Source organism: Streptomyces pseudoechinosporeus, assembly GCF_054783935.1.
In genome coordinates, this window is the sequence record NZ_BAAGPS010000009.1 from 190,057 (window position 1) to 211,293 (window position 21,237).

The window sequence follows — 21,237 nt, forward strand, 5'->3', positions numbered from 1 at the left end:
GGCATTCACAGAAAGGCTCCTGCATGCGGCACGGCATACAGCACGCGGACGTCGCCACGGCCGAACTGGAGACTGCCCTGCGGGACGGCCCCTTCCATGTCGCCCTCCGCGCCGCGATCACCGCCCGGGGACTGCCACTGCAGCGCGTCCAGCACCACCTGTCGCGGTACGGGGTCAAAGTCGGCGTGACGAGCCTGAGCTACTGGCAGCAGGGCGCCCGCCGCCCACAGCGCCCCGAGTCGCTGCGGGCCGTACGCGCCCTGGAGGAGATCCTCCAGCTGCCCGACGAATCGCTGATACGCCTGCTCGCCCAGGCCGAGGAGCGCTCTGATCCGGCACGCCCCGCGGCCCGTTCGTACCGCTCCCTGGTGGAGGCTTCCGGCGTTCTGGAGAAGCTGCTCGCCGAGCTGGGAGCGTCGCTCGACAGCGGACTGCACACGCTCGGCCACCACGAGCGGGTGCGGATCGGCTCGCGCCGGGAGCTGTCGGGTCGCGACTCGCAGCACATCGTGCGCGCCCACAAGGACGGCATCGACCGTTATGTGGCCGTCCACCATGGCGACCCGGGGTGCGCACCGGAGCGCATGACGGTGCTCGCCCTGGAGAACTGCCGTACGGGGCGCGTGCGTTGGCACCACGACACCGGGGTGCTCGTGGCGGAGCTGCTCTTCGACACACGGCTGCGGATCGGCGACACCTACCTGTTCCGCTACAGCATCGAGGACGGCACGGCCGGCGTGTCCAGGGAGTACGTCCGCGACTTCGGCTCCCCGGGTGGGCAGTACGCCCTCGAGGTGCGGTTCGCCGAGGACGCGCTGCCCGTGCGCTGCCACCGGTTCACCCAGCACTCGGCGGCGGCGCCGCGCAGCGGCCGTCAGGAACTGACGCTGAGCGGGCGCCATCGGTCGGTGCACATGGTCGAGCCGCGGGTGCGGTCGGGGATCGTGGGGATCGGCTGGGACTGGGAGTGAGCGGCTGAGGCGGCGCTTGGGCGTGGGGATGACGTAAACGCTGACGTAAGCGATTGCGTAAACGCTTACGCAATCGTTTACGTCAGCCACTCCATGGGGTACGGTCCCGTCCAGACAGCGCCCGGCTGGTCGGCCGGGCGAGGTGGGAGAGGGTCGGAGAGGGGCACCGCATGGCGACGATGGCCGACGTGGCTCGCAGCGCGGGCGTCTCCGTTGCGACGGTCTCGCACGTCCTCAACGACACCCGCCCGGTGCGGCCGGCCACCCGCCAGGCCGTGCTCGACGCCATAGACGAGCTCGGCTACACACCCAACTCGCTGGCGAGATCCCTGGTCACCGCGCGTACCCGGTCCATCGGGCTCGCGGTGTCGGCGATCAGCAATCCGTACTTCACGGAGATCCTGCAGGGAGTGGAGGCCGGTGCCCTCGAGCACGGTTACAGCCTGCTGATCGCGGACCCCCATGACGATCCGGTGCACGAGCGCAAGGTGGTCCAACTGCTGCACGAGCGGCGGGTGGACGGCATGATCGTCGCGCCGTCGGTGCGTCCGGGCGAGCTCATCGGCTACCTCGGGCGGCATGACGTACCGACGGTGTTCCTGGACCGGCTGGTCGACGAGGGCGCGGCGCCCGGTTTCGCGTTCGACCAGGTCTGCGCGGAGAACGCTGAGCCCGTCAGGCGACTGGTCACCCACCTCGCCGAGCTGGGCCACAAGAGGATCGGCCTGGTCGGCGGCCTGCCGGGCCTCAGCACCACGAGCGAGCGGCTCTCGGGTTACCGGCACGGGCTCGCGTACGCGGGGCTTCCGTACGATGAACGCCTCGTGGTCTCCGGCAGCTCAGAGGCGGAGGGAGCCGAGCGCGCGACCGGCGACCTACTGTCCCTCCCGGCGCCGCCGACGGCGCTCGTCACCGCGAACAACGCCATGACCATCGGTGCGCTGCGAGCCCTGCGTGAGCGGGGTCTGTCCGTGCCCGGTGACGTGGCCCTGTGCTGTTTCGACGACTTCTTCTGGGCAGACCTCTTCTCGCCCCGGCTCACCGCGATCTCCCAGCCCAGCAAGGAGATCGGGGCCCAGGCCGTACAGCTGCTCCTGGAACGGCTGGCCTCCCCCGGCCGTCCGGCCCGTACGCTCCGGCTGCCCTCCGCCTTCGTTCACCGCACCTCGTGCGGCTGCCCCGAGAAAGGACCCGACTCGTGATCGTCGTCGCCGGTGAGGCCCTGATCGACCTGGTGCCGCAGGAGGCGGGCGCGCTCGCGGGACTCGATCCGCGCCGCGGCGGCGGCCCGTACAACACGGCGGTGGCGCTGGGCCGCCTCGGCTCCCCGGCCGCCTTCTGCTCCCGGGTGTCGTCCGACGCCTTCGGCGAGGCCCTGCTCGACGGGCTGCGCGAGGCGAATGTCGATGTGTCGTCCGTGCAGCGGGGCGCGGAGCCGACGACCCTCGCGGTCGCGTCGATCGGCACGGACGGCTCGGCCCGTTACTCGTTCTACGTCGAAGGCACGGCGGACCGGCTATTCTCGGCTCCCGACCAACTCCCGTCCGAGGCAAGGGCGGTGTCCTTCGGTACCTGTTCGCTGGTGCTGGAGCCGGGCGCGAGTGCGTACGAGGAGCTGATGCGGGTCGCGTCCGCGCGGGGCGTGTTCACCGCGCTCGACCCGAACATCCGCTCGGTGCTGATCTCCGACGCGGACGCGTACCGGGCCCGGTTCAAGAGCTGGCTACCGTCGGTGTCGCTGCTCAAGCTGTCCGAGGAAGATGCGGACTGGCTCGGCGGCACCCCGCGCGAGTGGCTGGCGTCGGGCCCGGCGGCCGTCGTGATCACGCGCGGCGGCGACGGCCTGACCGTCTTCACCCGCGACGGCGCGGAATACGCCGTGCCGGGCGAACGGGTCGACGTGGTGGACACGATCGGCGCCGGCGACACGGTGAACGCGGCGCTGCTGCACGGCCTCGCCGCCCGCGACGCCCTGTCCACGGCGGCACTGGCCGACCTGGGCGCCGACGGCTGGGGCGACCTGTTGCGCTTCGCGGCACGCGCGGCGGCGGTCACCTGCTCACGGGCGGGCGCGGAGCCGCCGTACGCCTATGAGGTGGGCGATTTCTAGAGGCGATCTCTGTGGCTGTCTGCGGGCGTCAGTTGTTGACGGCGCGCAGCCCGCCGGGCCGGCGGCCGTTGAGCCGGTCGAGCGCATCGGCCGTGGCGTCGTCGGCGGGCAGGTGCACGATCAGGCGCTGACCGTCGTTCGGCAGGGCGAGCGTCTCGTGGGCGAGGCGCAGAGGGCCGACTTCGGGATGGGCGACGAGGTCGGCCCCGGCCGGCCGGGGCATGACGGGCACGGCGGCCATGCGGTCGGCGAACGGGGCTCCGGCCGTGATGGTCAACTCGTCGATCAGCGCGGCCACATGGGGATCGCTGGACGGCGCCTCGTGCCGGAAGACGGCGACCTGCTCGTCGGCCACGCGGTCCCAGTCCGGGTAGGAGGTGCGGGCCCTCTCGTCGGTGAACACGTAGCGGAGGATGCTGGGGTGCGCGCCGTCGAGCAGCCCCAAGGGGGCCGCGAGCCGCTGATAACCGGTGGTGTATGCGAGGATTTCGCCGAGCCAGTTCAGCAGGACGGCGGGGGTGGGCTCCAGCCGGTCCAGCAGGGCCCGCGCGGTGGGGCGCACCGTGCGGGTCGGAGTCATCCCGCCGCTGCAGAGCATGGCGCCGTCGCTCGACTCCTTCGCCAGGCGGCGCAGCAGGATGCGGTCGTGCACAGGCAGCCGCAGCGCGTCCGCCAGGGCGCCGAGCACCTGGGACGACGGATTCTGGTCACGGCCCTGTTCGAGCCTGGTCAGGTACTCGACGCTGATGCCGGCGAGCGTGGCCAGCTCGCTGCGGCGCAGTCCCGGCGTGCGGCGACGGGGTCCGGTGGGCAGCCCCACCTCGGCGGGTGTGACCGCCTCACGGCGCGTGCGCAAGAAGGTGCCCAGCTCGTTGTCGCTCACCCAAAGAACGTATCAACGCACGAGCACCGGAGGGTGGCCCTGTCACTACCATCCTCAGCCCGGTCTCCCTCCCGTCCGGCACCTCCCGCAGAGTGGCCGCATGGCTAACGACAACTCCCCGACCGCTGTGACCGCTTCCGCTCTCCCGCTGCTCCCCGGCGACTGGGAGCTCGACCCCTTCCACTCCGCCGTGAACTTCACCATCCGCCACCTCGGCATCGCCAAGGTGCGGGGCCGCTTCAGCGAGGTGAAGGCCGAGCTGTACGTGGGTGAGTCGGCCGACGGCATCAAGGTGAGCGCCGAGATCGCGCTGGCCTCCATCGACACCGGCAACGCCGACCGTGACGCGCACACCCGCTCCCCCGAACTGCTCGACGTGGCGAGCCGCCCGACGATGACGTACCGATCCACTCGCGTGTCCGGAAAGGGCGAGGAGTGGTCGATGGAGGGCGAGTTGACGATCGGCGGGGTGACCCGTCCGGTGACGTTCGCCGTGGAGTTCGGGGGCGTGGTGGACTCCGTCATCGACAACCGTAGGCACGCCGGCTTCGAGGCGACCGGCGAGATCCGGCGCAGCGACTTCGGCCTGGACTTCGCCCCCGGGGTGCTCGGCGATGTGGTCAAGATTCAGTTGGACATGCAGTTCGTCGAGCCGCAGGGGTAGGGCGACTGACTGTGCAACGCGCCGCGCCCCACGGGGAGTTCCCGTGGGGCGCGGCGCGTTCGTGTGAGCCGGATGCACGCGTACGAACCAGGCTCAGGCCTTCCGGGCCCCCGCCGGCTTCTTCGCCGGAGTCGCCTTCTTGGTGGCCGCGTCCGCCTTCTTGGTGGCAGTGCTGTTGGCGGTCCTGGCCGTCGCCGCCGTCCTCGTTGTCGACTTGGCGGCCACCGTCTTCCTGGCCGCCGCCCTGCGCAGGGCCTTCACCGGTTCGGCGTCGCTGATGCGCTCGGCGCCCAGAACCTCGCGCAAGAATTTGCCGGTGTGGCTGGCCGGCACCCCCGCTACCTGCTCGGGCGTGCCCTCTGCGATGACGAGGCCGCCGCCGCTGCCGCCCTCGGGGCCCATGTCGACGACCCAGTCCGCGGTCTTGATGACGTCGAGGTTGTGCTCGATGACGATGACCGTGTTGCCCTTGTCGACCAGGTCCGAGAGGACCGAGATCAGCTTGCTGATGTCCTCGAAGTGCAGACCGGTGGTCGGCTCGTCGAGTACGTAGACCGTTCGTCCCGTCGACCGCTTCTGGAGTTCGGAGGCCAGCTTCACGCGCTGGGCCTCACCGCCGGAGAGGGTCGGCGCGGGCTGGCCGAGCCGCACATAGCCGAGACCGACGTCGTTGAGGGTCTTCAGGTGGCGGGCGATCGCGGGCACGGCCTCGAAGAAGCCGTGGGCCTCCTCGATGGGCATGTCCAGGACCTCGGAGATGGACTTGCCCTTGTAGTGGACCTCCAGGGTCTCCCGGTTGTAGCGCGCCCCGTGGCAGACCTCGCAGGGGACGTACACGTCCGGCAGGAAGTTCATCTCGATCTTGATGGTGCCGTCGCCGGAGCAGTTCTCGCAGCGGCCGCCCTTGACGTTGAAGGAGAAGCGCCCCGGCATGTAGCCGCGGACCTTCGCCTCGGTCGTCTCGGCGAACAGCTTGCGGACGTGGTCGAAGACTCCGGTGTACGTCGCCGGGTTCGACCGGGGTGTGCGGCCGATGGGCGACTGGTCGACGTGTACGACCTTGTCGACGAGGTCGTCGCCGTCCACGCGCGTGTGCCGCCCGGGAACGTTCCGGGCGCCGTTCAGCTCGCGGGCCAGGTGGGTGTAGAGGATGTCGTTGACGAGCGTCGACTTGCCGGAGCCCGAGACGCCTGTGACGGCTGTGAGGACGCCCAGGGGGAAGGACACGTCGATGTCCTGGAGGTTGTTCTCGCGGGCGCCGTGCACGGTGAGCTTGCGGATCGGGTCGGCGGGGCGGCGGATCTCCGGGAGCGCGATCTCCTTCTTGCCCGCCAGATACTGCCCGGTGATCGACTCGGGGTTGGCCAGCAGCTCCTTCAGGGGGCCGCTGTGCACGACCTTGCCGCCGTGCTCGCCCGCGCCGGGGCCGATGTCCACGATCCAGTCGGCGACCTTGATGGTGTCCTCGTCGTGCTCGACGACGATGAGCGTGTTGCCCATGTCGCGCAGCCGGACCAGGGTCTCGATGAGGCGGTGGTTGTCGCGCTGGTGCAGGCCGATGGAGGGCTCGTCCAGGACGTACAGGACGCCCACGAGGCCGGAGCCGATCTGGGTGGCCAGGCGGATGCGCTGGGCCTCACCGCCGGAGAGGGTGCCCGCCGCGCGGTTCAGCGACAGATAGTCGAGGCCGACGTCGACGAGGAACCGCAGGCGTTCGTTGACCTCCTTCAGGACGCGCTCGGCGATCTTCTTGTCGCGCGCGTTGAGCTTCATCTCGCCCAGGAACTCCGCGCAGTCGCTGATGGACATCGCGGAAACTTCGGCGATCGACTTCCCCAGGATGGTGACCGCGAGGATGAGGGGCTTCAGGCGTGTGCCCTCACAGGTGGGGCAGTGCACCTCGCGCATATAACCCTCGAAGCGCTCGCGGCTCGCGTCGCTCTCGGCCTCGCTGTGCCGCCGCTTCACGAAGGGGACGGCCCCTTCGAAGGGCGTGGTGTAGACGCGCTCGCGCCCGTAGCGGTTTCTGTACCGCACCTCGATCTGCGTCTTGTGCCCGTACAGGAGGGCCTTCCTGGCGCGCTGCGGGAGGCCCGCGAAGGGGATGTCGGTCCGGAATCCCAACGCGTCCGCGAGGGCTCCGATGAGGCGCCCGAAGTAGTCCTTGGTGTGCCCGTGCGACCAGGGGTGGATGGCGCCCTCGTCGAGGGACTTCTCCTCGTCGGGGACGATCAGCTCGGGGTCGACCTCCATGCGCGTACCGATACCCGTGCACTCCGGGCAGGCGCCGAAGGGCGAGTTGAAGGAGAAGGAGCGGGGCTCCAGCTCTTCGAAGGACAGGTCGTCGTACGGGCAGTAGAGGTGCTCCGAGTACATGCGCTCGCGCTCGGGGTCGTCCTGGGGGAGGTCGACGAAGTCAAGGACGACCATGCCGCCGGACAGGCCGAGCGCGGTCTCCACGGAGTCCGTGAGGCGGCGCTTGGCGCCCTCCTTCACCGTGAGGCGGTCGACGACCACCTCGATGGTGTGCTTCTCCTGCTTCTTCAGCTTCGGCGGGTCGGTGAGCTGGATCGTCTCCCCGTCGACCCGGGCCCGGCTGTACCCCTTGGTCTGGAGATCACCGAAGAGGTCGACGAACTCGCCCTTGCGCTCACGCACCAGCGGCGACAGGACCTGGAAGCGGCTCCCCTCGGGCAGCTCCAGGACCTTGTCGACGATCGCCTGGGGTGACTGACGCGAGATGGGGCGGCCGCACTCGGGGCAGTGCGGCTTGCCGATGCGCGCGAAGAGCAGCCGCAGGTAGTCGTAGACCTCGGTGATGGTGCCGACCGTCGAGCGCGGGTTGCGCGAGGTCGACTTCTGGTCGATGGAGACAGCCGGCGACAGGCCCTCGATGAAATCGACGTCCGGCTTGTCCATCTGCCCGAGGAACTGCCGGGCGTACGAGGACAGCGACTCGACGTACCTCCGCTGTCCCTCGGCGAAGATCGTGTCGAACGCGAGCGAGGACTTGCCCGACCCGGACAGACCCGTGAAGACGATGAGCGAGTCGCGCGGGAGGTCGAGCGAGACGTTCTTGAGGTTGTGCTCACGTGCCCCACGGACGATGAGACGGTCGGCCACGCCGGTCCGCACCTTTCTTGAGAGAAGTGACAGGGGCGGGGCCCCCGTCTTTTTCAGACTAGGGGGAGCCACTGACAGCGCCGGTTGGTTTCCCTGGTTGGTAACAATCCCGGGCCATCCAGCATGCCCGACGCCGCGCCTGAGCCTATAGCACGCGCATTCGATTTGCAGGGGTGGTCTGCCACCTTCACCCGAACGTGTCGCGGGGCTAGGGTCGTTGCCATGAACGATCATGTGCGCGACCTGGCGTCAGTACGTGACGCGACCGAACGGCTGCTCACCGCAGCGGCCAAACTCGACAACGCCTCCGTGGCCGAGCCGTCACGCCTGCCCGGCTGGAGCCGCGGCCATGTCCTGGCCCACCTAGCCCGCAACGCGGACGCTCTCGTGAACGTCCTCGAAGGGCGCCCCATGTACGCCTCCGCGGACGCCCGCGACACCGAGATCGAGCGGGACGCGCCACGACCGCTGGATATCCAGCTCGCCGACGTACGCGAGAGCGCGGCCCGCTTCCAGGCGACGGGAGCCGCGCCCGCGGACTGGTCCCGCACGGTGGAGCTGCGCAACGGGGTTACCGACGTGGCATCCCGGGTGCCGTTTCGGCGGTGGGTCGAGGTGGAGCTGCATCACGTGGATCTGGGGATCGGGTACGAGCTGGAGGACCTGCCGGAGGAGTTCACGGAGCAGGAGATCGACTTCCTCGCCGAGCGCTTCGCCGGGCACCCCGATGTGCCACCCACGCGCATCACGGACGGCACGCGCGCGTGGAGCACGGGACGAGCGGCCACCGAGCCGGAGATCACCGTCACGGGGCGCCAGGCCGACCTGCTCGGCTGGCTTGCCGGCCGCCGCGACGGATCCGCACTGAGCACCGACTGCGGACCGCTCCCCCCACTGCCCCCGCTATAGGCTGAGGAACATGACGTACAGCGGAGCAGTGAAGGTCGGCGGCCCTGCGGATGTGCATGAGTTGCAGGACCTGATGATCTCCAAGGTCGCGGTCGGTCCGATGGACAACAACGCCTATCTGCTGCGCTGCCGGGCCACGGACGAGCAGCTGCTGATCGACGCGGCCAACGACGCCGGGACGCTGCTCACGCTGATCGGCGCTGACGGCATCGCGTCCGTGGTCACCACTCATCAGCACGGCGACCACTGGCAGGCGCTCGCGGAGGTCGTGGCGGCCACGGGCGCGCGTACGTACACGGGTCGGGACGACGCCGAGGGCATTCCCGTACCGACCGACGTCCTGGTCGACGACGGCGACACGATCCGGGTGGGGCGCGTGGAGCTGACCGCACGCCATCTGGTGGGGCACACGCCCGGCTCGATCGCGCTCGTCTACGACGATCCGCACGGGCATCCTCATGTGTTCACGGGTGACTGCCTTTTCCCAGGTGGTGTCGGCAATACCCGTAAGGATCCAAAGGCGTTCGCCAGCCTGATCCACGATGTCGAGACGAAGATCTTCGATGTGCTCCCGGACGAGACGTGGGTCTACCCGGGACACGGCAACGACACGACGCTGGGCGCGGAGCGGCCGCATCTGCCGGAGTGGCACGCGCGGGGCTGGTGAACTGCTCAGCGCCAGGCGTGAGTTGGTGAACCGTCTGACGCCGGGCGCGCGTTGGTGGCTTGGTGGACAGGGACGCGTGTTTCGCGGGCGCGCGCCGTCGCGCGCCCCGTGTGAACCGAACGCACGCGCCGGTGTCACGCACGCGCTCCCGGCGCACGGGGCCGCGCGGTCCACTGGAAGCAGCCCGCGCAGGAAGACGGCTCCTGAGCGGAGGGGCCGCCGGCCAACCGATCCCCGCCCTCGGGCCGGCGGCCCACCACGGTGGTGGCCGNCCGGCCGACGTCCGGCGGCCGGCCACCACCGTGGGGTCCGCCGACTCCGATGCCTGGCAGGTCCGGAGGTCACGCGTCCGCTTGCCCCGCGCCCGCCAGCGCCGCGACCCGCTCCACCCCGAACACGTATCCCTGCACGCCGCAGCCCGCGATGACCCCGTCGGCACGGAGCGAGACGTACGAGTGGTGCCGAAACTCCTCACGCTGGTGGATGTTGGAGATGTGGACCTCCAACACGGGCATACCGTCACAGGTGTTGAGGGCGTCCAGGATCGCGACGGAGGTGTGCGAGTAGGCACCGGGGTTGATCACAATGCCGACATGGTTCCGGCGTGCCACGTGGATCCAGTCGACCAGCTCGCCCTCGTGGTTGGACTGGCGGAAGTCCACGGTGCCGCCGTACGTGGCTGCCGCCTTGGCGCACATCGCCTCGACGTCGGCGAGCGTGTCGGAGCCGTAGATCTCCGGCTGGCGCTGACCCAGGAGGTTCAGGTTGGGGCCGTTGAGGATCATGATCGGGGCGTTGGCGAGGGTGCGGGGCACTGTTCCTCCGGTCCTGTGGGCTGAGCCGTCGCCCGAGGGCGCCGTTCAGATCTGCTGCTCAGACTCGGTTTATCACGGTGCGCCGGGGCGGGGACGGCTCGTACGCTCCGGTCATGACGTCCCCTACGTATCCGCCCAAGCCGTCGCCCGGCGACCGGATCGCCGTCATCTCGCCGTCCGCGGGACTCCCGGGCCTCTTCCCACTCCCCTACGAGCTGGGCCTGGAGCGGCTGCGCAAGGAGTACGGCCTCGAACCGGTCGAGTACCCGGCCACCCGCACGATGGGCGCGACACCTCAGGCGCGGGCCGACGACATTCATGCGGCGTTCGCCGATCCGACGATCAAGGCGGTCATCGCGTCGATCGGCGGCGACGACCAGATCACCGTGCTGCCGCTGCTGGACCGGGAGTTGATCCGCGCGAACTTGAAGCCCTTCTTCGGCTACAGCGACAACACCAACCTGCTCGCGTACCTGTGGAACACCGGCATCGTCGGCTACCACGGCGGATCCGTCATGTGCGAACTGGGCCGCCCTGGCGCCATGCACCCGCTGACCGCGGAGTCGCTGCGGGCCGCGCTCTTCACCTCCGGCGAGTACGACCTCAAGCCCGCCGAGCGTTTCCGTGACATCGACCTGCCATGGGACTCCCCGGAGACCTTCGCCTCCGAACCGCCGACCGAGCCCGGTGGCGGCTGGATCTGGCACCGCCCGGAGCGGGTGGTCGAGGCCCGCTCCTGGGGCGGCAACATCGAGATCCTGTCCTGGCTGCTGATGGCGGACCGTGAGATCGCCCGCGATCCCTCCGTGTACGACGGCTGTGTGCTGCTTCTGGAGACCTCCGAGGACATGCCGAGCGCCAACGACGTCTTCTGGATCCTGCGGAGCATGGGCGAGCGCGGACTGCTCGGCCGCTTTCCCGCACTCCTGATGGGCCGCCCCAAGACGTGGTCCTTTGAGAAGCCCAACGCCCCGGAGGCGAAGGCTCGTTACGCGCGTGAGCAGCGCGAGGCGGTGCTCCGGGCGGTGGACATGTACGCCCAGGACATGATGGTCGTCCTCGATGTGGACTTCGGTCACACCGATCCGCAACTGGTCATTCCCTATGGGGGCGTGATCCGCGTAGATGGCCCGGCTCGGCGTATCACTGTGGTCTATTGACGCTGCATGAGCCCCCGCACGCCCCCGTAACCACCTGTCACGGTGGGTAGTTGACGCGGCATGCGCGAAGTACGCTCCGTAAGGGCACCCTCCATGCTGCGGCTCGCGGCCGCCTCGCTCGCCGGGACGGCGATCGAGTTCTACGACTTCTTCATCTACGGGACGGCGGCCGCGCTCGTCCTGGGCCCTCTGTTCTTCCCGACGTTCTCGCCGGTGGCGGGCACGCTCGCGGCCTTCGCGACCTTCGGCGTCGGCTTCGTGGCGCGGCCCCTGGGATCGGTGCTGTTCGGGCACATCGGGGACCGGCACGGACGGCGGCCCGTTCTCGTCGTCTCCTTGTTGCTGACGGGCGCCGCGACCGTCGCGGTCGGCTGCGTACCGACATACGACACGATCGGTGTGACCGCTCCGGTGCTCCTTCTTGTGCTGCGCTTTTTGCAAGGGCTCGGGCTCGGTGGGGAATGGGGTGGAGCGGTGCTGCTGACTGCGGAGCACGCGCCCGCCGAGCGGCGCGGGCTGTGGTCGAGTTTCCCGCAGATCGGCCCGGCGGTGGGGTTCGTGCTGGCCAACGGGGTGGTGCTGGTGCTGTCGGCGACGCTGTCGGACGCGCAGTTCGCAGCCTGGGGGTGGCGAGTGCCGTTCTGGGCGGCGGGGATGCTGGCCGTGGCGGGGCTGTGGCTGCGCTCCTCGCTTGCCGAGAGCCCTCAGTTCCTCGGTATCGACGACCACGCGCGCGTGCCACTCGCTGAAGTGCTGCGCGGTCACTGGCGGTTGTTGCTGCTGACGGCGGGGGCGCTCGCCATCGGGTACGCCGTTTTCTACGCGGTGACGACCTGGTCCCTCGCTTACGCGACCGAACGGCTCGGGGTGAGCCGTACCGTCATGCTCGCCTGCATCATGGCCGCCGTGGTCGTGAAGGGCGCGCTGACGCCCGTGGCCGCGCTCCTCGGCGACCGTTATGGCCGACGGCCGCTGTGCCTGATCGGCTGCGCGGCCGCCGCACTCTGGATGTTCCCGATGGTCGCGCTCCTGTCGACCGGCGAACCTCTGCTGATGTTCCTCGGCTTCCTGGTGGCGATGCTCGCATTCATCACCATGTTCGCGGTGATCGCCGCGTATCTCCCGGAGTTGTACGAGCCCCGCGTGCGCTGCACGGGCGCCGCCGTGGGCTACAACCTCGGCGGGGTGCTCGGCGGCGCGCTCACGCCGATCGTGGCGACGGCGGTGGCCCAGGGCGAACGTGTTCCCTGGGGCGTGGCCGCGTATCTGACGGGGATCGCACTGCTGAGCCTGGGGTGCTTCGCACTGCTGCCGGAGACACGACCGGTGCGTGTGGTCGCGGCCGAGGCCACCGCGGGCTGAAAGCCGCGGGATGACAACACCGGGAGCGGTGGTCGGCAATTCGCCGAACGCCGCTCCCGGTGCTGGTTGTTCCTGCGTCCGCGGCTGTCAGGCCTCGATGCTGTCCTTCGGAGTGCCTTCGGTCCCCTTCTGCGCCGCCTCGGCCGCCGCCTGCTTCTTGGAGGCCATCAGGCTGGTGATCGTGGTGACGATCAGGACCGCGCAGATCACACCGAGGGAGACCGGGATGGAGATCTCCGGTACGTGGACCCCGGACTCGTGCAGCGCGTGCAGCACCAGCTTGACGCCGATGAAGCCGAGGATGACCGACAGGCCGTAGCTGAGGTGGACCAGCTTCTTGAGCAGACCGCCGATGAGGAAGTACAGCTGCCGCAGACCCATCAGCGCGAACGCGTTGGCCGTGAAGACGATGTACGGGTCCTGCGTCAGACCGAAGATCGCGGGGATCGAGTCGAGCGCGAAGAGGACGTCCGTGGTGCCGATCGCGAGCATGACGACGAGCATCGGCGTCATGACCCGCTTGCCGTTCTGCTGGATCCACAGCTTGGTGCCGTGGTAGCGGTCGGCCACACCGAAGCGCTTCTCGACGGCCTTGAGCAGCCTGTTCTCCTCGTACTCCTCCTCGGGCTCGTCGGCCCTGGCCTCCTGGATCAGCTTCCAGGCGGTGTAGATGAGGAAGGCGCCGAATATGTAGAACACCCACGAGAAGCTCGCGATGATCGCGGCGCCCGCGGCGATGAAGATCGCACGGAGCACGAGGGCTATCAGTACGCCGATGAGCAGGACCCGCTGCTGGTACTGCGAGGGCACCGAGAACTTCGCCATGATCAGGACGAAGACGAAGAGGTTGTCGACGCTCAGCGATTTCTCGGTGATGAAGCCCGCGAAGAACTCTCCGGCGGGCTGTCCGCCGGAGAAGACGAGCAGTCCGAGTCCGAACAGTGCGGCCAGGACGATCCAGACGATGGTCCAGATTCCGGCTTCCTTGATCGATACGTCGTGGGGTTTGCGGCCGATGAAGAAGTCGACCGCGATGAGGGCGGCAAGACCCACGATGGTCAGGACCCAAAGGGTCGTCGAAACATCCACTGCGCCTCCGGCAGTACGTAACGGCAAATGTCAGCGTCGTCGCTGCCGGAGGTCTCTTCCACCCGAGACCCCTGGGGCGCATGAGACGCCTGGTGCCTTCGGGCCGACGCCCCGGGATCTGGCCAGATCCGTATTGACGGGTACGCCGCAGTAGGTAGGGAGTACTCCCCTCCGCACGAACTACGGTACCCCAATCACCAAGGATTGGTAAAGAGATTGGCAAAGGAAAGGCCAAATACCCTGGTCAGATGGGTTGACGAAGTCTTGGGACGACGCGCGCGACGGGCAAGCGGCGGACTCCGCGGAGCGTCAGCGCTTCCAGGCGCGGCGGGCTGCCGCGACCTGAGTGAGGACGTGTTGGAGCACCTGGCTGCCGGGCGGTACGAGCGAGGGCTCGTACGTCCACGCGTGCCCGACCCAGGGGTCGGCGAGGTGGTCGTCGGGCACGGGGGTGAGGCGCAGGAGGGAGCGCCAGAGCGGGTCGAGCAGCGGTCCGTAGGCGGCGGCGTCCTCCCGGTCGGCGACCATCATGAGGTGGACGCCGACAGCCGGGCCTTCGTCCGCGAGGTAGCGCAGCTGGGTCACCGCGCGGTCGTCGAAACCGTGCGGGAAGTCATTGACGATCAGCAGCTGCTCGGCCGTGTCGAGGTCGGGCGGGAGCGAGTCGGCCGCGCCTCCGCGGATCGCCATCTGCACCAGGTCGACGCGCTGGGTGAGCCTGGCCAGGACGTCGTTCACGCCCGCGGCGCCGACGGCGGGCGGAGTGTGGAGCACACCGGTCTGCACGAGCGGCGCGAGCGCCGAAGCGCCGGAACCCGCCGGGTCGATGACGTGCACCGTGTACTCACCCGCCGGGTAGACGGCGAGCAGTCGGGCGGCATGCGCAACTGCTGTGTCCATGGCGAGGCGGTGCAGCTCGTCGGAGTCGGCGAGCGAGCCGTCGAGGGATCCGGCGCGGCCGCTGTCGATCCACAGGCCACGCTCCAGCGGCAGCCGTACCAGCATCGGGATGCTCAGGCCGGAGCTCTCGGGCAGCTGGAGATCGCCGAGGCGCAGGGCCATGGGGATCTCCATCGGCACGCGGTAGCCCTGCCAGACAGGGCTGTCCCAGCGCGCGAACGCCGTGGGCAGCGCGGGCTCGACGACCTCGGCCTCGGCAGTGAGCTGGGCAAGGTCGCGGTCGAGCGCGGCCCTGGCCTGGTCGACGAGCTGGGAGTGCTTGGCCCGGGCCGCCTCACGCGCGGCATCCGCCTGTCCGCCTATGCGGCTGCGCGGGTCGGACAAGACCTTGTCGAGCTCCTGTTCCATACGCGAGTCGGCGAAGTCGACGGCGCTGCGATAGGCGGCCATGGTGCGGGCCAGATCCTCGAACATGCCCCACACCTGGTTGTAGAGCCGCTCCTCCATGGACCAACCAGTCGCGTCGCCCGCGACGGGCTGCGCGGGCTGTCCGGGCTGGGCCGGTGGCGCCGTCGGCGGGGGCGACGGGGGCGCGGCGGCCTGCCGGCCGGGGTGACTGTAGTTGACCGGACCACCGGCTCCCGGCATGGAAGGCTGCGTGGTGGCGGACGGATCTGCCTGAGCGGGGCCTTCGGGATAGCCGGCCTGCGGCGGTACGTGACCGGTGGCGCCCTGAGGGGTGGGCCCACCCTGGTCGGAACCCAGTGCCGATGCCGCAGCGTGCCGGGAGCGGTCGCCGTCGGCCGTGCGCGGCGGAGGCGCGGCCACCGAACGTGCCAGGCCCTGAACCACCGCCTCGTTGATGTCGTGCGCGAGCTGGGGTGCCTGGACCAAGCCCTGGTCGGCGAGGAGTTCGGCGAGGCCGCCCGCGTACCCCTGACCGACCGCGCGTACCTTCCAGGCACCCTGCCTGCGGTACAGCTCGAGAGCGACGACGGCCGCCTCGGCGTCGAGACCCGTGATCGTGTAGCTGGCGATCTCGGAACCGTCGAGTCCGGTGACCGCCACGAAAGGAGCGGCGACGGAGCCGAACTGAACCGGGCCCCCGACTCCGGACGGCAGTGCGAGCAGCACACTGACCCTGTGCACGGCCTCTGTCAGGGCGTCCAGGTCGAAGGCGAGACGGTGGTCGGCCGCCGCCTGCTTGGAGACCTCGAGGCCGGGCAGAGTGGGCGATCCCGGGTGGGCCACCCACTCGACGCCCTGCACCTTGCCGTTCTCGTCGCTGAGCGTGGCTCCCGCCACGATCGGCTTGCCGGCCGACACCCGGATCTCGAGTCGGGCTTGGGGCAGCGGATGGTTCTGTCCCCGCACCAGCTCGGCCGTCATCGCCTTCTCCCCCTCGTTGTCGTCTGCGCCGAGCTGCCTACAGGTGCGGCAGGATCGCGGGCATCAGGTCCTGGAACGTACGGCCGTTGGCCGGCGTACCGAGAGCGGTCATCTGCCAACCCGCGCCCGCACGGTGCACCTTCGCCATGATCTGCGCCGTGTACTGGCCGCCGCCCGCAAGTGTGTAGCGGGCGAGTTCCTGGCCGTTGGTCTCGTCGACCAGGCGGCAGAACGCGTCCTGCACCTCCTGGAACGTCTGGCCCGTGAAGGAGTTCACGGTGAAGACGATCTGGTCGATGTGGACCGGGATGCGCGCGAGGTCGACGAGGATCGCCTCGTCGTCGCCGCCCTGGCCGACACCGCCGACGAGGTTGTCTCCGGTGTGCCGCACGGAGCCGTCGTCGCTGACGAGGTGACGGAAGAACACCACGTCGACCGGCTGCTTGTCCGCGAAGAGCACGGCCGAGGCGTCGAGGTCGATCTCCCGGGTGCGCGAGCCGAACAGGCCGCGGCGCGGGGCCGCCTGCCAGCCGAGCCCCATGCGCACCGCGGTCAGGGTGCCTCCGTCGTTCTTCTGCAGACTGATGGCCTGACCCTTGGTCATGTTGACCGTCACGCGCTGTTCCCCTCTCGAACGTCCCCTGTTGCCGCAGAAGCCTGCGGTTGACCAGCAACCCTACGCAGGGGCACTGACAGTGCCGAAGCCTGGCCCACACTTTGTGTCGGTCTTGCAACACAGCGCGCCATTCGCGGTGGTCAGGCGATGCCCGCCTCCTTCATCTGGCGTAGTTCCTTCTTCATCTCCGAGACCTCGTCGCGCAGCCGGGCGGCGATCTCGAACTGCAGGTCGGCGGCCGCCGCGCGCATCCGCTCCGTCATCTCCTCGATCTGTCCGGCGAGTTCGGCCGCAGGGCGGTCGGTGGGCACGATCTCCTTGGCCTTGCCCTTGGCCGGCTTGGCTCCCTTGGCGGCCTGCGAGCCGAGCGCGGGCACCGGGGCCTTGGCGCCCTTGCCGTCCTTCAGGTTGCGATAGCCCGTTCCGAGCAGTTGCTCCGTGTCGACGTCCTCGCGGGCGATCTGCGCCACGATGTCGTTGATCTTCTTCCGGAGGGGCTGCGGGTCGAGGCCCTTCTCCTTGTTGTACGCGACCTGCTTCTCCCGGCGGCGGTTGGTCTCCTCGATGGCCTTCTCCATCGCCGGGGTGATCTTGTCGGCGTACATGTGGACCTGGCCGGAGACGTTGCGCGCCGCGCGGCCGATGGTCTGGATCAGTGAGGTGCCGGAGCGCAGGAAGCCCTCCTTGTCGGCGTCGAGGATCGACACCAGGGAGACCTCGGGCAGGTCGAGCCCCTCCCTCAGGAGGTTGATGCCGACCAGGACGTCGAACTCTCCGGCACGGAGTTCCCGCAGCAGCTCGACGCGGCGCAGCGTGTCGACGTCGCTGTGCAAGTAGCGCACCTGGATGCCGAGTTCGAGGAAGTAGTCGGTGAGATCCTCGGCCATCTTCTTGGTGAGCGTGGTGACCAGGACGCGCTCGTCCTTCTCGGTGCGCTTGCGGATCTCGTGCACCAGGTCGTCGATCTGCCCCTCGGTCGGCTTGACCACGACCTCCGGGTCGACGAGGCCGGTGGGGCGGATGATCTGCTCGACGAAGCCGTCCGCGCGCGAGAGCTCGTACTTGCCAGGGGTCGCCGACAGGTAGACGGCCTGGCCGATGCGCTCCTGGAACTCCTCCCACTTCAGGGGGCGGTTGTCCAGGGCGGAGGGCAGCCGGAAGCCGTGGTCGACGAGCGTGCGCTTTCGGGAGGCGTCGCCTTCGTACATGGCCCCGATCTGCGGCACCGTGACGTGCGACTCGTCGATGACCAGCAGGAAGTCGTCCGGGAAGTAGTCGAGGAGGGTGTTGGGCGGGGAGCCGGGGTCGCGGTCGTCGAAGTGCATCGAGTAGTTCTCGACGCCGGAGCAGGAGCCGATCTGGCGGAGCATCTCCAGGTCGTACGTGGTGCGCATGCGCAGCCGCTGGGCCTCCAGGAGCTTGCCCTGTTTCTCCAGCTCGGCGAGGCGCTCCTCGAGCTCCTTCTCGATGCCGTTGACGGCCTTCTCCATGCGCTCCGGGCCCGCCACGTAGTGCGATGCCGGGAAGACGTACAACTGCTCGTCGTCGCTGATGACCTCGCCGGTGAGCGGGTGCAGCGTGGAGAGGGCCTCGATCTCGTCGCCGAACATCTCGATGCGAACGGCCAGCTCCTCGTAGACCGGGAAGATCTCGATGGTGTCGCCGCGGACCCGGAAGGTGCCCCGTGCGAAGGCCATGTCGTTACGCGTGTACTGGATGTCGACGAAGCGGCGCAGCAGGTCGTCCCGGTCGATCTCGTCGCCGACCTTGAGGGCGACCATCCGGTCCACGTACTCCTGCGGTGTGCCGAGGCCGTAGATGCAGGAGACCGAGGCGACCACGACGACGTCACGGCGGGTGAGCAGCGAGTTGGTCGCGGAGTGGCGCAGTCGCTCGACCTCCTCGTTGATCGAGGAATCCTTCTCGATGTAGGTGTCCGACTGTGGGACGTACGCCTCGGGCTGGTAGTAGTCGTAGTACGAGACGAAGTATTCGACCGCGTTGTTCGGCAGCAGCTCACGGAACTCGTTGGCCAGCTGGGCGGCCAGGGTCTTGTTCGGCGCCATCACGAGGGTGGGGCGCTGGAGCTTCTCGATCATCCACGCGGTGGTCGCGGACTTGCCGGTGCCGGTCGCGCCGAGGAGGACGACGTCCTTCTCACCTGCGCGGACGCGCCGTTCGAGCTCGGCGATGGCAGCGGGCTGGTCGCCACTGGGCGAATAGGGACTGACGACCTCGAAGGGCGCCACCGTGCGTTCGATCTTGGATACGGGCCGCATGAATCAACCGTACGACTCCCCACTGACAACGGGGCTAGGGTCTGTCCGGCGGATCAGGTCGGAGGAGAGCCAGGGTGCCTGGCGAGCAGAGGTGAGCGGGGTCTGGTGCGTGCAGCTGCAAGGCGGAGGAGGGAGTCGACGCGATGGGGGTCCCCCGCGCGAGCTCGATTCGAGCGTGGGGGAGTCGGCGACCGACGACAACGCGGCAGATGTGCGTGCCAGGGCCCGCGTCTCCGGCATGATCCGCCGGACAGACCCTAGATCACTACCTCTGCGGGGTCCGGGAGCCAGGGCGGTCGGGGCGGCGGCGCGGGCGGGACGTGGGCCGACGGCTGGTGTGGCGGACCATGTGGGCCGGGATGCCGGGCTTCTGCTGGGCCGGGCTCCAGTCGGCTTTGCCCATGACCATCAGCGGGTCGAACATCACGACGACGCCGGCCAGGAACAGGAACGCGAGGGGACCGATCAGCATGGGGGCCAGCAGGGCCGCGGGCGAGTCACCGGAGGTGACATCGGTGGTGCCGTGCAGATGGACGCTGAGCGCGGCCATGCCCGTGTAGTGCATGCCGCTGACGGCGAGGCCCATGACGAGGCTCGCGCCCACGCTCCACAGGAAGCCGCGGACCTGGCCCGCCGCCCAGAGCGCCGCCGTCGCGGCTGCGACGGCTATGACGACTGAGGCGGCAACGGTGAAGGTGTTGTACTCGAGCTTTCCGTTGAGCTGCATTCCGGCCATGCCCAGGTAGTGCATCGAGGCGATGCCCAGGCCGGTGATGGTGCCTCCGGTGAACAGGGCCGTTCCGGAAGCCCCCTTGTAGCCGACGATGAAGATCCCGATGCCGACCATGAGGATCGCGACGCCGAGGCTCGCGAACGTGATCGGTTTGTCGTAGCGGATCGGAGTCTCCTGGACGGAGAAACCCATCATCGCGATGAAGTGCATGGTCCAGATGCCGGAGCCGATCGCCGCGGAGCCCAGCGCGAGCCAGCCGGGCCTCCATGAGTGGGCGACCAGCATCGATCTGGTGGTGCAGCGCAGGCCGAGCGCGCCACCGAGGCAGGCCATGAGGTACGCCACCAGCGGTGTGACGAGTCCGTAGCTGAATCCGTCGACCGTGCCCTGCATGCGCGGTTGCCCTTCCACCCTGTTGCATCCCGGAATTTCCTGTAATGCCCCCCGTCCCAGGACCGCCATGGCGGCCAGGGTTGACGCAGAGAGTATGACTCCCACCAGAGCGCTCGAACGATTTTCCGGCAAAGAAACACGCCCTTACCTCAGTTGTGCGGCACTGGTGATCGCCGTCGGGCAACTCCGTTCAATCTGTGGCCATCCTGTACCTCCCTCCTGTTGACACCCCGCTGTCACCCTGGAGCGGTCCGTGACCACAGACGCAAGGAGTACGCATGCACGCGCGCGCTGCCGCCGGCACGACCACAGCACTCCTGGGAGCCGCCGCCCTTGTTCTGCCTCTCTCCCCCGCTCACGCCGCAGTGGGAGATGATCAGCCGCTGGTCGTCGCCCACCGCGGTGCTTCCGCCTACGCCCCCGAGAACACCCTGGCCGCCATCGACAAGGCGGCGGAGCTGGGTTTCCGCTGGGTCGAGAACGACGTCCAGCGCACCAAGGACGGCGAGCTCGTGGTGATCCACGACGACAACCTGGCGCGTACGACCAATGTCGAGGAGGTCTTCCCCAACCGGGCCCCGTGGATGGTCAAGGACTTCACCGCGGCGGAGATCGCACGCCTGGACGCGGGCAGCTGGTTCAGCCCCGAGTACGCGGGCGCGCGCGTGCCGACGCTGAAGCAGTACATGAACCGGGTCTCCCGCAACCATCAGAAGCTCGTGCTGGAGATCAAGAAGCCCGAGCTCTACCCGGGCATCGAGAAGGAGACCCTCAAGGTCCTCAGCAACGAGGGCTGGCTGGGTCCGCAAGCCGTACGGAGCAAGCTGGTCATCCAGAGTTTCAGCGCGGACAGCGTACGGACCGTGCACGAGCTGCGGCCCGACATCAAGACGGGCTTCCTGGGCACGCCGGCGGTCGCGGAGCTGCCCGCGTACGCGAAGTTCGCCGATCAGATCAACTCGACGCACACGTCCATCTCGGCCGACTACGTCGCCTCGATCCACGCGCTCGAGGGACCGCACGGCAGGCAGCTGGAGATCTTCACATGGACCGTCGACACCGCGGACGGCGCGCGACGCGTCGCGGACTTCGGGGTGGACGGCATCATCACGAACAAGCCGGACGTGGTCCGGGCGGCACTGAACGAGCTCTGAGGTTCTCGACCGGAGCGCTC

Annotated in this window: 17 protein-coding genes; 9 read left to right on the plus strand and 8 right to left on the minus strand. The window is 69.0% G+C overall.

Annotation, left to right across the window (positions count from 1 at the left end):
- Positions 1 to 23: 23 nt before the first annotated feature.
- The 3 genes from ACYVO6_RS12445 to ACYVO6_RS12455 all read left to right on the plus strand — a co-directional run bounded on the left by ACYVO6_RS12445 (position 24) and on the right by ACYVO6_RS12455 (position 3,081).
- Positions 24 to 971 carry a hypothetical protein gene (locus ACYVO6_RS12445; RefSeq protein WP_461060371.1) on the plus strand — a complete coding sequence of 316 codons (948 nt, stop codon included), beginning with the start codon at positions 24 to 26 and terminating at the stop codon, positions 969 to 971.
- 170 nt (positions 972 to 1,141) lie between these two features.
- The gene (locus ACYVO6_RS12450) at positions 1,142 to 2,173 is read left to right on the plus strand and encodes a LacI family DNA-binding transcriptional regulator (RefSeq protein WP_461060373.1); all 1,032 of its coding nucleotides are present in this window, start codon (positions 1,142 to 1,144) and stop codon (positions 2,171 to 2,173) included.
- Positions 2,170 to 3,081 (plus strand): carbohydrate kinase family protein, encoded by a 912-nt coding sequence (locus ACYVO6_RS12455; protein ID WP_461060375.1) that lies wholly within the window; start codon positions 2,170 to 2,172, stop codon positions 3,079 to 3,081. Before ACYVO6_RS12450 ends, ACYVO6_RS12455 begins: the two co-directional genes overlap by 4 nt.
- Positions 3,082 to 3,109: 28 nt before the next feature.
- Here the strand turns inward: ACYVO6_RS12455 and ACYVO6_RS12460 are convergent, their stop codons facing one another.
- Positions 3,110 to 3,964 carry a helix-turn-helix domain-containing protein gene (locus tag ACYVO6_RS12460; protein WP_461060377.1) on the minus strand — a complete coding sequence of 285 codons (855 nt, stop codon included), beginning with the start codon at positions 3,962 to 3,964 and terminating at the stop codon, positions 3,110 to 3,112.
- 100 nt (positions 3,965 to 4,064) lie between these two features.
- Here ACYVO6_RS12460 and ACYVO6_RS12465 point away from each other — a divergent pair, with 100 nt between their 5' ends.
- Entirely contained in the window at positions 4,065 to 4,628 is a 564-nt protein-coding gene (locus ACYVO6_RS12465; RefSeq protein ID WP_461060379.1) for a YceI family protein, read from the plus strand.
- A 93-nt stretch (positions 4,629 to 4,721) separates the two neighbouring features.
- Here the strand turns inward: ACYVO6_RS12465 and uvrA are convergent, their stop codons facing one another.
- Positions 4,722 to 7,751 carry an excinuclease ABC subunit UvrA gene (gene uvrA, locus ACYVO6_RS12470; RefSeq protein WP_461060381.1) on the minus strand — a complete coding sequence of 1,010 codons (3,030 nt, stop codon included), beginning with the start codon at positions 7,749 to 7,751 and terminating at the stop codon, positions 4,722 to 4,724.
- Positions 7,752 to 7,973: 222 nt separating this feature from the next.
- Between uvrA and ACYVO6_RS12475 the strand changes: the two genes are divergently transcribed.
- Positions 7,974 to 8,660 carry a maleylpyruvate isomerase family mycothiol-dependent enzyme gene (locus ACYVO6_RS12475; protein ID WP_461060383.1) on the plus strand — a complete coding sequence of 229 codons (687 nt, stop codon included), beginning with the start codon at positions 7,974 to 7,976 and terminating at the stop codon, positions 8,658 to 8,660.
- A gap of 10 nt (positions 8,661 to 8,670) precedes the next feature.
- Positions 8,671 to 9,327 carry an MBL fold metallo-hydrolase gene (locus ACYVO6_RS12480; RefSeq protein WP_461060385.1) on the plus strand — a complete coding sequence of 219 codons (657 nt, stop codon included), beginning with the start codon at positions 8,671 to 8,673 and terminating at the stop codon, positions 9,325 to 9,327.
- 341 nt (positions 9,328 to 9,668) lie between these two features.
- Here the strand turns inward: ACYVO6_RS12480 and aroQ are convergent, their stop codons facing one another.
- Positions 9,669 to 10,142, minus strand: a complete 474-nt coding sequence (gene aroQ, locus ACYVO6_RS12485; protein ID WP_461060387.1) for a type II 3-dehydroquinate dehydratase — start codon at positions 10,140 to 10,142, stop codon at positions 9,669 to 9,671.
- 113 nt (positions 10,143 to 10,255) lie between these two features.
- Between aroQ and ACYVO6_RS12490 the strand changes: the two genes are divergently transcribed.
- Together ACYVO6_RS12490 and ACYVO6_RS12495 are read left to right on the plus strand one after the other, a co-directional pair.
- Positions 10,256 to 11,302, plus strand: a complete 1,047-nt coding sequence (locus tag ACYVO6_RS12490; protein ID WP_461060389.1) for a S66 family peptidase — start codon at positions 10,256 to 10,258, stop codon at positions 11,300 to 11,302.
- Positions 11,303 to 11,362: 60 nt separating this feature from the next.
- Complete coding sequence (locus ACYVO6_RS12495) at positions 11,363 to 12,664, plus strand: MFS transporter (RefSeq protein ID WP_461060391.1); 1,302 nt, start codon at positions 11,363 to 11,365, stop codon at positions 12,662 to 12,664.
- A gap of 87 nt (positions 12,665 to 12,751) precedes the next feature.
- Here ACYVO6_RS12495 and ACYVO6_RS12500 read toward each other — a convergent pair whose 3' ends face one another.
- The 5 genes from ACYVO6_RS12500 to ACYVO6_RS12520 all read right to left on the minus strand — a co-directional run bounded on the left by ACYVO6_RS12500 (position 12,752) and on the right by ACYVO6_RS12520 (position 20,063).
- Positions 12,752 to 13,753 carry a TerC/Alx family metal homeostasis membrane protein gene (locus tag ACYVO6_RS12500; RefSeq protein WP_461060393.1) on the minus strand — a complete coding sequence of 334 codons (1,002 nt, stop codon included), beginning with the start codon at positions 13,751 to 13,753 and terminating at the stop codon, positions 12,752 to 12,754.
- A 309-nt stretch (positions 13,754 to 14,062) separates the two neighbouring features.
- Positions 14,063 to 16,042 (minus strand): TerD family protein, encoded by a 1,980-nt coding sequence (locus ACYVO6_RS12505; RefSeq protein WP_461060395.1) that lies wholly within the window; start codon positions 16,040 to 16,042, stop codon positions 14,063 to 14,065.
- Between the two features lie 37 nt (positions 16,043 to 16,079).
- Positions 16,080 to 16,658, minus strand: coding sequence for a TerD family protein (locus ACYVO6_RS12510; RefSeq protein WP_055615261.1), 579 nt, complete (start codon positions 16,656 to 16,658; stop codon positions 16,080 to 16,082).
- Between the two features lie 140 nt (positions 16,659 to 16,798).
- Positions 16,799 to 18,937 carry an excinuclease ABC subunit UvrB gene (gene uvrB, locus ACYVO6_RS12515; protein ID WP_461060397.1) on the minus strand — a complete coding sequence of 713 codons (2,139 nt, stop codon included), beginning with the start codon at positions 18,935 to 18,937 and terminating at the stop codon, positions 16,799 to 16,801.
- 265 nt (positions 18,938 to 19,202) lie between these two features.
- Positions 19,203 to 20,063, minus strand: coding sequence for an MHYT domain-containing protein (locus ACYVO6_RS12520; RefSeq protein WP_461060399.1), 861 nt, complete (start codon positions 20,061 to 20,063; stop codon positions 19,203 to 19,205).
- 278 nt (positions 20,064 to 20,341) lie between these two features.
- Between ACYVO6_RS12520 and ACYVO6_RS12525 the strand changes: the two genes are divergently transcribed.
- Positions 20,342 to 21,217: a glycerophosphodiester phosphodiesterase gene (locus tag ACYVO6_RS12525; RefSeq protein WP_461060401.1), complete on the plus strand. Its 876-nt coding sequence runs from the start codon at positions 20,342 to 20,344 to the stop codon at positions 21,215 to 21,217.
- The last annotated feature ends 20 nt before the right edge of the window (positions 21,218 to 21,237 follow it).